The following is a 9,332-nucleotide window of genomic DNA, read 5'->3' as shown; positions in this document are numbered from 1 at the left end:
GGCATGTCCATCGAGATGCGCGACACCGACGAGGACGTCTTCCGCGCGGCGGAAGAGCTCGGTATCGACCTGTCCCGGCGTGAGCCGAGCAGCGTCGAGGAGGTCTGAGCCCCTTACGGCTTCTGGGCGACGGCCGCGATCGCCATCCAGGGCACCTCCGCCACGAACAGGCCGTCCCGCCGGTACCCGACCGGCCGGGACGGCGTGGCGGCGTCCACGTGTGACCGGTGCGACGCGTGGTCGAAGTGGCGCTCCGGGATCCGCCGCAGACGGTCCCGGGTCGGCGCGTACGGGCCTTCGCGAGCCGTCTTATGGCCTCAGGCCGTCGGGGAACCCGGTCCAGCGCAGGTCGGTCGGGAGGTGACTCATGTCGTTGAACATCACGAGCGTCGGCGGCAGGCCGGTGCGGTAGCTGATGACCGTCAGTGCGGCGTTGGCGCTGTTCAGGCCGAGCCACCGCGATGGCGGCGCGTCCAGGGCGTGCCGCACCAGCCACGCGATCGGGTAGGCGTGCGTCACCAGAACCTCGTGGGTGTCGCGCCGGGTTCCTGCCGTGGTTGTGTCGGGGACCTTCGCGAATCGGGCGACCAGGGCCTCGGCGAGCTTCTGGCCCGAGGCCGCCACGGCGTCGTCGTAGCCGTCGAAGAAGCCGGCCCAAGAGGGGGGTCTTTCGGCCGCAGGGGGAACGTAGGGCACATGGTCGATGAGTTCGGCGGCCTCGGTGACGGGCGCGTTGTGCAGGTGATGGGCGAGTTCGTGCGCGCTGGCCATGGCGCGCGGTAGCGGAGAGTGCCACACGGCGTCGACCGGTAGGCCGGCGAGTCGTTCGCCCAGCAGGCCCGCCTGCCGGCGACCGATGTCGGTGAGGTTCCCGAAGGCGTCGGCCGCGCCGTGGCGAGCCAGGTAGAGGTGTCGCGTGGTCATCACCGGTTGGGGCGCGATGGCCGCGTGGGCCCGCTTCCCGTCTCCTTTCGATCGTGGGTGACGTGGGTGTGAGTGCGGCTGTTCGATGCGGCGGAGGGCGAGGGGGCCGCCGTGACGGTGCCGGTGGTGCCGTCGATGGTGATGGTGGTGTCGTCGTGGAGTCTGCTCGTCGCGTTCGGGATGCCGAGGACCGCGGGGATGCCGTGCTCGCGAGCGACGATCGCGGCGTGGGAGAGCACGCCTCCTGTTTCGGTGATGACGCCGGCCGCGATGCGCAGCAGCGGCGTCCAGGCGGGGTCGGTGAAGGGGCAGACGATGATGTCGCCGGGGTGCGCGCGGGTGAAGTCGCGGGGACCGCGGATGATCCTCGCGGTCCCGGTCACGACTCCGTGGCTGCCGGGCGTTCCGGCCAGCGTGGGCGCGGCGGCCGGGGTGGGGCCGGCAGGCGAAGGCCACGCCGGGGGTGCGGCGGTGACCGGCCGTGCCTGCAGGATCCAGGTACGTCCGTCGGCGATCGCCCACTCGACGTCCTGCGGTCCGCCGCGTACGGCGGCGATCTCCTTGCCCAGCTCGGCGAGGAGTTTGGCGGTCGCGTCGTCGATTGCCGGCCGGTCGCGGGCAGGGGTGGGCACGTCGGACATGACGAGCTGCCTGCCGCGCCGGTCGAGGCGGGTCCGTTTGTGCGCGACGGTGCGGGTGACCGACCCGTCCTCGGCGACACGGTAGGCGTCAGGGGTGACCGTGCCGCCGACGATGCTGGGGCCGAGCCCCCAGGACGCCTCGATCCGGGTCGCGTCGTGCGGGTCCGCGGGGGTGAACATGACCCCGGACACCTCGGCGTCCAGATGGCGTTGCACGAGGACGGCCATGACGAGATCGTCGAAGGGCCGGCCGCCGCGGCCGGAGGCGCCCCGGTAGTCGATGGCGCGCGAAGTGAACAGCGAGGCCCAGCAGGCGCGGATGGCGTCGGTGACCGCGCCGACTCCGCGCACGGCGAGAAAGCTGTCGTGCTGGCCGGCCGCCGACGCCTGGCCGGTGTCCTCATGCGCGGCGGATGATCGCACCGCGACGGGCGGATCGCCGAGCTCGTCGAGCGCGTGTCCGAGCGCGTCGATCACGGTGGCGTGGACCGGGCGGGCCTCGATCGCCCGCCGCACGGCTCCGGGGTGGCCCGGCTCGTCGGCGAACCGCTCGAGGTCCAGGTCGCGGACGGCGGCGCGGTAAGCGGCGAACGACACGACGAAGCCGTCGGGAACCGGCAGTCCTGCGCGAAGCAGCGCGCCGAGCGCACCGGCCTTGCCCCCGCACGTATCGGCGGCAGCCGACATGAGGGGTACGATCATCCGCCCCGCCTTTCAACGAAAGATTGACAACATCTTATTGATTGTGGATCATGAACGGCATGTCACGCAAGCAGGACATCACTCACACCGGGCGCGCAGACCACGCCCAGGCCGACCGCGAGCACGACGCGAGCGAACGCCTTCTGCGCCTGGGTGCGGATGCGCTCGACGCCCGCCCATGGCGCCCCTCGCCGGCCTTGCCATCGGCGGTCGACCTTGTCCATTTCGCCGTCTGGCGCAACGCCGACCTGGACCCGGAGGATGTCCTGAGCGCGCTGGCCCTCCTGCCCGCCGCACGCGCCGAAGTCGAAGGACTCGAATCCGCCCTGCTGTTCACGGCCCGCAGCGCCGGACTGACCTGGGCGCAGATAGCGCACGCGATGGGGTTCAACTCCCCGCAGGCGTGCCAGCAGCACTACACCCGCCTGACAACGCGGCAGGACACCGACTCGTGACGCGCGACTCTCCGCCCGACCTGCTGGTCCTGCACGCGGTGCGTATCTTGGGGTTTGCGGACACCCCGGTGATCGCCGAGCGGTACGGGCTTGACGCGGCCCAGACCGAAGAGCTGCTGCGCGACGCCGAGGCGCGCGGCTGGGCCGGGCACACCGCCTTCGCCGGCACCGAGGGCTGGTCGCTGACCGAACCGGGCCGGGCCGAGAACGAGCGCCAGCTCGCGGCCGAGCTCGCACGCGTCGGCGGCGCCGACGAGGTTCGGGACGTCTACCGCGAGTTCCTCCCGCTGAACGCCCTTCTGCTCCGAGCCTGCACCGACTGGCAGCTCCGGCCCACCGCTGGCGACCGGCTCGCCGTCAACGACCACTCCGATTTCGCCTGGGACGCCCGAATCCTCTACGAGCTCGCTGGCATCTCCCGCGCCCTCACGCCACTGGGTGACCGGCTCGAGAGCGTTCTGACCCGGTTGCGCGGATACGACACCCGATTCACCGCAGCCCTGGCGCGCGCCCGAGCCGGGGAAAGCGCCTGGGTGGACCGTACCGACGTCGACTCCTGCCATCGCGTCTGGTTCCAGCTCCACGAAGACCTCATCGCCACGCTCGGCCTCGACCGGCACGCGCAACCATGACCCCGTCGCAGGCGTACGTCCGCCCGGTTGCGGGCCTGAGAAGGCCGAGACGGCGCGCGTCGTGCGGGCAGCCCCGGCCACGCGCTTGGTGCGCAGGACGGCCGGAATCGTCATGGCCTACAAGGGGCAGCTGGTACCCGCTCGAAGGTCGTCGGCGGTGAAGGCGATCATCGGGTCTCAGTGCTCGTCGACGACCCGGCCGTTCAGGGCGGTGCTGTCCTTGGTGAGGGCCATGGTCAGCGGCGCCTCCGGGAAGGTGGGCAGGGCGGCGAACGCGGCACCCATCTGCTCGGCGGTCTCCCAGTGCCAGGTGTCGGTGTAGGTGCCGTCCTCGAGCTGGATCAGCACGGCGTGGGTGAGCCCGGGGTGCCCCTTCCGGACGGTCGCGATCAGCGAGCTCCGGCGGGCCAGGAACTCTTCCAGGTCGGTGTCGGCGACGGAGTAGCGGTGCGAGCGGACGACGGACATGTCGGTGCCTCCTTCTGTGTATGAGGGTCGGGGCTTACCAGCTGCCGGCGACCTGCCGGATCGGGGCGTTCAGGCGGTTGAAGAGGTTGGTGACGGCGGTCATCAGCAGGATCGAGGCCAGCTGCTGCTCGTCGAAGTGGTCGGCGGCGTTGTTCCAGACCTCGTCGGAGACGGCGTCGGCGCGGTCGGCCAGCCGGGTCGACGCCTCGGCCAGCTCCAGCGCGGCCCGCTCGGCGTCGGTGTAGTATGGAGCCTCGCGCCAGGCGGCGACCAGGCCGATGCGCTCGTCGCTCTCGTCGAGCTTGCGCAGGTTCTTCAGGCCAGCGTCGACGCAGAAGCTGCAGCCGTTGATCTGGCTGACCCGCAGGTGGATCATCTCCATGAGCTCCAGGGGGAGGCCCTGCGACTGAGCGGCCTTCATCACCTCCATGATCGGCTTCATCGCGGCGGGGATGATCGTGGCGGGGTTCTTCATCCGGGCTTCCATCGTGTTCTCCTTTGTCGTGGTCGGTGTGAGATCAGAGTGTCTGCCCGGGTTGATACATTCGCTATGCGCGCACGATGCGATGGTGATGGGGGGACGATGCTGCGCTTCACTCTTCTCGGCCCCGTCCAGATGACCGTCGAGGACGCGCCGCTGACGAGCATCGCCCCACGTCACCGGGCTGTGCTGGCCTACCTCCTGCTCAATCCCGGCCGGGTGATCAGCATCGAGCGGCTGATCGACGCGATGTGGGGCTACGACCAGCCCGACACCGCCCGATCGCAGATCCATGCCTCGATCACCGCGATCCGCAAGGTGCTGCGTGGTGCGGGAGCCGTGCGGCTCCTCGAGACGCGTGCCGGCGGCTACGTCGCGCAGCCGGAGCCCGGGCAGGTCGACGCGCAGGAGTTCACCGAGCTGGTAGCCGCCGGTGAGCTGCGCAAAGCCCTGGATCTGTGGAGCGGCGAGGCGCTGGAGGACGTGCACGCGCATTACGTCACCGGCGTCCGGGAGCTCTGGAACGACCGGCGGCTGTCGGCGTACGAGCGCCTGGTGGAGGGCGAGCTCGCCGCCGGGCGGCACGGCGATCTGCTCGACGAGCTCCTCGCCCAGGTGACCGCCAACCCGCTCCGCGAGAAGCTCAACGGCCACCTCGTCCTGGCCCTGCACCGGGCGGGGCGGCAGGCCGACGCCCTGGCCGCGGCGCGTTCCTACCGTACGGCTCTCGCGGACGAACAGGGCCTGGACCCCGGGCACGCCTTCACCGAGCTTGAGCGGGCGGTCCTGGCGGATGATCCGGCCTTGCGCCTGGCAGACGCGGCCCCGGTCGTCGCCGCCTCGCCGCGTCGCTCCACCTTCCTGCCCTACGACATTCCCGATTTCTCCGGACGGACCGCCGAGCTGGATCGGCTTGTGGGCGAGCGGTCGGCGGTCGTGACGATCGACGGCATGGCCGGGATCGGCAAGACCACGCTCGCCGTCCACGTGGCCCATCGGCTGGCCGCCCGCTATCCGGACGGCCAGCTCTTCATCGACCTGCAGGCCCACACCGCAGGCCGGGAGCCGGTCGACGCCGCTGCCGCGCTGGAGGTCCTCCTCCGCCAGCTCGGGGTGCCCGCCGACCGCCTCCCGGTCACACTGGTCGAGCGGAGCGCCCTGTGGCGCGCCGAGCTGGCCGATCGCCGCGTGCTCGCCGTGCTGGACAACGCCTCCGACGCCGAGCACGTGCGCCCCCTGCTGCCGGGGCACTCCGACACCCTCGTCCTGATCACCAGCAGGCGGCGGCTCGTCGACCTGGACGGCGCCCACGCGCTGTCGGTCGACGTGCTGGGCGAGCAGGACGCCGCCAAGCTGTTCGAGCGGATCGTGGGCGAACGCGCTCACCACGAGCCGGACGCCGTACTCGAGGTGCTGCAGCTGTGCGGGCACCTCCCGCTCGCCATCCGGATCTCGGCGGCCCGCCTCCAACACCGCCCGCGCTGGACCGTGTCCTACCTGGCGGGCCGGCTGCGAGACCACCGCCGCCTCCTGGACGGCGTGTCGGCCGCCTTCGCCCTCTCCTACGAGCAGCTCCACGAGGCCGAGCAGCGCATGTTCCGCCTGCTCGGGCTGGCGCCGGGCCGCGACATCGACCCGTACGGCGCGGCCGCGCTGGCAGGGACCTCGGAGGAGGAGGCGGAGGAACTCCTCGAAGGCCTCCTCGACACCCACATGCTCCTGCAGTTCGAACCGGGCCGATACACCTTCCACGACCTGCTCCGCGAGCACGCGCGCTCCATCGCCGAGGACGACGGCGCGGTCCTGCGGCTGCTCACCTACTACCTGCACCGCTCCCGCGCGGCGATGGACCAGCTCTTCCCGGACAGCCTCAGCCAGCGTGAGGGCATCCCCCAGCCGGCCGCCCCGATCGCGCCCATCCGCGACGCCGCGGAGGCGAGCGCCTGGCTCGACGCCGAGCGCTCCAACATCATCGCGACCGCCGTCCACGGGCCAGAGATCTGCCTGGGCATGCTGGCCCTGGCGATGCGCCCCTACCTCGACCGGCAGGCGCACCACGACGACGCGCTCACTCTCCACACCCTGACGCTCCAGCGCAGCCGCAAGCTCGGCCACCGCGAGTTCGAGGAGCGAGCACTCACCGACCTGGCGTGGACCTACTGGCGGCTCGGCGAGTACGAGCTCGCGGAGGAGCACGCTCACCAGGCCCTTGACGCGTGCGAGGAGGCCTACGAACGGGCTCGGGCACTGCTCACGCTGGGCAACGTGGCCCTGCGCCGGCGACAGGACGCGCAGGCGGAGCAGTACCTCATGCAGGCGCTCGACCTCACCCGGATCGGTGCCGACACCTGGGGCGAGGCCCACGTGCTCGGCATCCTCGCCCTCGTCCTCGACCGGGCCGACCGTCCGGAGGAGGCCCGGCGCCATCTCGACCTGGCGCTGGCGCTCCACCGCAAGGTCGGCAACCCGGCCGGAGAGGCGATGACCCTCAACCTCCTCGGCGTCGTCCTCCGGCATCAAGGCGAGCTCGCGCGGGCACGCACCCGCCACGAGCAGGCTGCGGCTCTCTACCGCAAGCTCGGCAACACCACCGACGAGGCGGCCGCACTCAACGGGCTGGCCGAGGCGGCGGGCGAGCCGGCTCGGGCGGTCGAGGAGCACACGGCCGCGCTCGCGCTCGCCGACCTGACGCGCAACCGGCCGGAGCAGGCGCGCGCTCACGATGGGCTGGCGCGCGCCCACCTCGCGCTCGGGCGCTCAGAGCAGGCTTGTGAGCATGGGCGGCTGGCTCTCGGCCTTTACGGGGAGCTCGGTGTTCCGGAGGCCGAGGAGGTCCGCACCTTCCTGGAACACGCCGGAGAGTCCGCAAGGCAGGACCATCCTCACTCCGTGAGGCCATGAGGATTCACGGACCGTCGAGTACACCGGCACACCGGGTGATCGCCAGAATCGCCATGTCGTCGTCGCGCGGACCGTCGGTCCAGCGCTCGACATCACGTATCAGGACCTCAACGACCTCGTCCGGCTGCCGGAACGGACCTCGGCCACCGAGTCGGCTTACCGGTTCGTAGAAGGTCCCGCAACGGCCTCGGGCCTCCGTCACTCCGTCGGTGACCAGCAGGAGCGTGGCCCCGGTCGGGAACGGCCAGCGTTCGGGCTCTGCCCGCGGCACACCCAGGCTGCTCATGCCCAGTGGAAGACTCGGCTCGCCTGGGTCCAGCGAGGACACCGTGTCACCCTTGAGGAGATACGGCGAGGGGTGGCCGCAGTTCAGCAACTGCACCCGGTCCGCGCCCGGCGGGATCTCGCCGAGCACAGCCGTGACAAACCCCTCCATTCGGACGCTCTCCTCGCGCGACGAGGCCTCTTTGACCAGCGCGCGCTCCACACGCTCGGCCAGCACCACAAGGTCGGCTGCTTGGTCTGCCGCCTCCCGGAATGAGCCCAGCAGTACGGACACCGTGCCGACCGCGCCCAGGCCTTTGCCCCGCACATCTGCGATCAGCAGCCTGGTGCCGTACGGCGTCTCTTGCACGGCGTAGGCGTCTCCGCCGATCAATGCCTCGATCTGCGCAGTCTTGTAGACCGCGGCGATGGCCAGCGGGCCGACACGTGCTGGAGGTGCGGGCAGCACAGCACGCTGGACGGCCTCAGCGACAGAACGCACCACTTCCAGCCGACGGCTGTGGCTGGCGACCACGCGGTTCACCCCGAGGCCGACGAGCGCGGTGAACACCGCGCTGATCAATGAGAGCGTGCCGATGACATGACCGAAGTAGCCGTCCTTGATCAACAGCACCAGCTGGACCAGGACGATAGTCGCTGCGGCCGTGAAGGTGTGCCGTAGCGAGAGCAGCGCTCCTGTCACGACGACCGCGGCGCCCAGCAGGTAGTCGCCCCAGTAGTAGCGCGGAGACAGAATGTTCAGGACGGTCCCGATGACGATCATGGCAGCCGGTATGAAGGAGACGTACCGGGGCCACTTGGTGGAGAGTGGGTTCATCCGTGCCTCGATCCCACATCCGATCGACCTATGTGCGAATAGTATGTGGCGGGCCGCGTGAACTCCCCTGGGGTTCGTTGCACGTCGTTCCCCCAGGTCCTGGCTTTGATCCCTTTTCTAGTCAATGTCGAATTGCCTGTCGAGGCGACACTCCCAGGGCGTTTGTCCGGGTGGTCGCCGGGCCCGTCCGTGGCAGCGCAGCGAGTTTCGGCCTCAGCGATGCGCGTTGGCCTGGCGGTTCGGATCCTCGCCCATCGAGCGGGTTCACCTGGGTCGCGAGCACGGCGTCGCCGCTGCCGGCGCGGACGTAACGTCCACCTCGATCGTGTGGTTCAGGAGTAGGCGTTGCAGACAGTGAACGAAAGACTCTTGGTGGCCTTGACTCCGGTCAGGAGGCGGAAGACGACGGTGTGCCTGCCCGGTTCGAACGCGCCGAGCGGGTTACGCATGTTCTTGTCCGTCCCTTGGTACAGGTAGCCCATCTTCCAGCCCTCGTCCTGGCCGTCGACGATCCATCTGTAGCCGTACTCCCCCTTCTGCCCCGTCGGGCCCTTGATGACCGCGACGGGGAAGAGGCTGCGTGACCAGCAGCCCTTCTCCGTCTTCAGCCCGTCCAGGGTCAGCGACTGCAGGCGGATGTTCCCGCTCGCGGCCGCGGTCGTCGTGGTCTTCGTGGGCGTGGTCTTGGTGGGGCTGGTCTTTCGGGACGGGGACGTCGTGGGTTCGGCCGTACTCGGCTTGGGGGTGGTCGGTTTCGTGGACGGGCGCTTGCTCGGCGTGGACTTGGCGGCCGGTCGGCGGCGGGAGGACGTGGCCGTCGGGCCCGGCGTCGTGGCCGGCACGCTCAGGGAGGGCGTGGAGGCGGCCTCGGTCGTCGCCGCGTCCGGCATCAACGTGACCGCCCCGGCCACCAGGGCGGCGGCCAGCGCCAGCGCCCCGGCGCCCGTCAGCAGCGCCTTACCGTGCCCCCGCCGCGGCGCGGGCGCATAGGAACGGGCAGGGGAGGGGGCGGGGGAAGGGGCCGGA

Annotated in this window: 8 protein-coding genes and 1 pseudogene; 3 read left to right on the top strand and 6 right to left on the bottom strand. The window is 70.7% G+C overall.

Translation table 11 applies throughout. From position 1 onward, the window contains the following. Window positions 1–309: 309 nt before the first annotated feature. Together ABZ297_RS45190 and ABZ297_RS45185 are read right to left on the bottom strand one after the other, a co-directional pair. Window positions 310–924 (bottom strand): histidine phosphatase family protein, encoded by a 615-nt coding sequence (locus ABZ297_RS45190; RefSeq protein WP_355360242.1) that lies wholly within the window; start codon window positions 922–924, stop codon window positions 310–312. Further along, entirely contained in the window at window positions 924–2,267 is a 1,344-nt protein-coding gene (locus tag ABZ297_RS45185; RefSeq protein WP_355360239.1) for a PEP/pyruvate-binding domain-containing protein, read from the bottom strand. Before ABZ297_RS45185 ends, ABZ297_RS45190 begins: the two co-directional genes overlap by 1 nt. Window positions 2,268–2,326: 59 nt before the next feature. Between ABZ297_RS45185 and ABZ297_RS45180 the strand changes: the two genes are divergently transcribed. Further along, entirely contained in the window at window positions 2,327–2,722 is a 396-nt protein-coding gene (locus ABZ297_RS45180; protein ID WP_355360236.1) for a DNA-binding protein, read from the top strand. Then, on the top strand, window positions 2,719–3,354 hold the full coding sequence (locus ABZ297_RS45175) for a transcriptional regulator (RefSeq protein ID WP_355360233.1): 636 nt from the start codon (window positions 2,719–2,721) through the stop codon (window positions 3,352–3,354). The genes ABZ297_RS45180 and ABZ297_RS45175 overlap by 4 nt, the downstream gene beginning before the upstream one ends. 177 nt (window positions 3,355–3,531) lie before the next feature. On the opposite strand, the gene ABZ297_RS45170 is transcribed toward ABZ297_RS45175, so the two are convergent. Next, a complete protein-coding gene (locus ABZ297_RS45170; protein ID WP_355360230.1) occupies window positions 3,532–3,822 on the bottom strand; it encodes a hypothetical protein in 291 nt (96 codons plus the stop codon). Between the two features lie 34 nt (window positions 3,823–3,856). Continuing rightward, complete coding sequence (locus tag ABZ297_RS45165) at window positions 3,857–4,309, bottom strand: carboxymuconolactone decarboxylase family protein (protein ID WP_355360227.1); 453 nt, start codon at window positions 4,307–4,309, stop codon at window positions 3,857–3,859. 96 nt (window positions 4,310–4,405) lie between these two features. Between ABZ297_RS45165 and ABZ297_RS45160 the strand changes: the two genes are divergently transcribed. Next, a complete protein-coding gene (locus ABZ297_RS45160) occupies window positions 4,406–7,204 on the top strand; it encodes a BTAD domain-containing putative transcriptional regulator (RefSeq protein WP_355360224.1) in 2,799 nt (932 codons plus the stop codon). A gap of 4 nt (window positions 7,205–7,208) precedes the next feature. On the opposite strand, the gene ABZ297_RS45155 is transcribed toward ABZ297_RS45160, so the two are convergent. Together ABZ297_RS45155 and ABZ297_RS45150 are read right to left on the bottom strand one after the other, a co-directional pair. After that, a complete protein-coding gene (locus tag ABZ297_RS45155; RefSeq protein ID WP_355360221.1) occupies window positions 7,209–8,252 on the bottom strand; it encodes a PP2C family protein-serine/threonine phosphatase in 1,044 nt (347 codons plus the stop codon). A 386-nt stretch (window positions 8,253–8,638) separates the two neighbouring features. Continuing rightward, window positions 8,639–9,332, bottom strand: a pseudogene (locus ABZ297_RS45150) (hypothetical protein); the annotation flags it as partial.

It is taken from the genome of Nonomuraea sp. NPDC005983, assembly GCF_040614375.1.
Lineage (GTDB): Bacteria > Actinomycetota > Actinomycetes > Streptosporangiales > Streptosporangiaceae > Nonomuraea.
Note: the sequence above shows the minus strand (reverse complement) of the source record. Positions and strands in the feature narration are given on the sequence as shown.